Source organism: Micromonospora sp. D75, assembly GCF_018070405.1.
GTDB lineage: Bacteria > Actinomycetota > Actinomycetes > Mycobacteriales > Micromonosporaceae > Micromonospora > Micromonospora chalcea.
On record NZ_JAGPXV010001092.1, the window covers coordinates 1 to 831 of the forward strand.

Genomic DNA, 831 nt, shown 5'->3' on the forward strand with positions numbered 1-831 from the left:
CCCGCTACCCGGTGGTCGACGGCACCCACGACGACGTGGTCGGCATGGTGCACCTGCGGGACGTGCTGCTGCGCCCGGAACCCGACCGGCCGCTGGTGGTCGGCGAGCTGACCCGCGAGGTGAAACGCCTGCCGGACAGCAAGCGCGTGCTCGCGGCGCTGACCGAGATGCGCCGGGAGGGCCACCACCTGGCCGTGGTCATCGACGAGTACGGCGGCACCGCCGGCATCGTCACCTGCGAGGACCTGGTCGAGGAACTGGTCGGGGAGATCCGCGACGAGGAGCACGGCCCGCCCGAACCGGAATCCACCGGGCTGCCCGCCGTCGTGGACGGCCGGCTCAACCTGACCGACTTCGCCGAACGTACCGGGGTGCCGCTGCCCGCCGGCCCGTACGAGACGGTGGGCGGGTTCGTGATGGCCGCGCTGGGCCGGCTGCCGGTGGCCGGGGACGAGGTGCCGGTGGCGCTCGACCCGGACGGCGGATCGGTCCCCGCCGATCCGGCCGGCTGGCTGCTGCGGGTGCTGGCGCTCGACGGCCGGCGGGTGTCCCGCCTGGCGGTCTCCGCCGCGCGGCTGCCCGAGCCCCGGCGTGAGGTGAACGGTCCGCTTCCGCCCGTACCCGCCCGATCCACCGGCCCGTCATGACGGACGCCGGGGCTTGCTGACAGAATTGCCGCCATGTCCGACGTACCCGCCCGCCCGCGCGTCTTCTCCGGCATCCAGCCGACGGCCGACTCGTTCCACCTCGGCAACTACCTGGGCGCGCTGCGGCACTGGGTGGCGTTGCAGGACAGCCACGACGCCTACTACTGCGTGGTCGACCTGCACG

At 74.0% G+C, this 831-nt stretch carries 1 protein-coding gene and 1 pseudogene; both read left to right on the forward strand.

The genetic code is table 11. From position 1 onward, the window contains the following. Window positions 1-647, forward strand: a 647-nt coding sequence (locus tag KBX39_RS32220) for a transporter associated domain-containing protein (protein ID WP_210874207.1), incomplete at its 5' end; no start/stop codon positions are given. A gap of 33 nt (window positions 648-680) precedes the next feature. Next, window positions 681-831: pseudogene (locus tag KBX39_RS32225) on the forward strand (tryptophan--tRNA ligase); the annotation flags it as partial.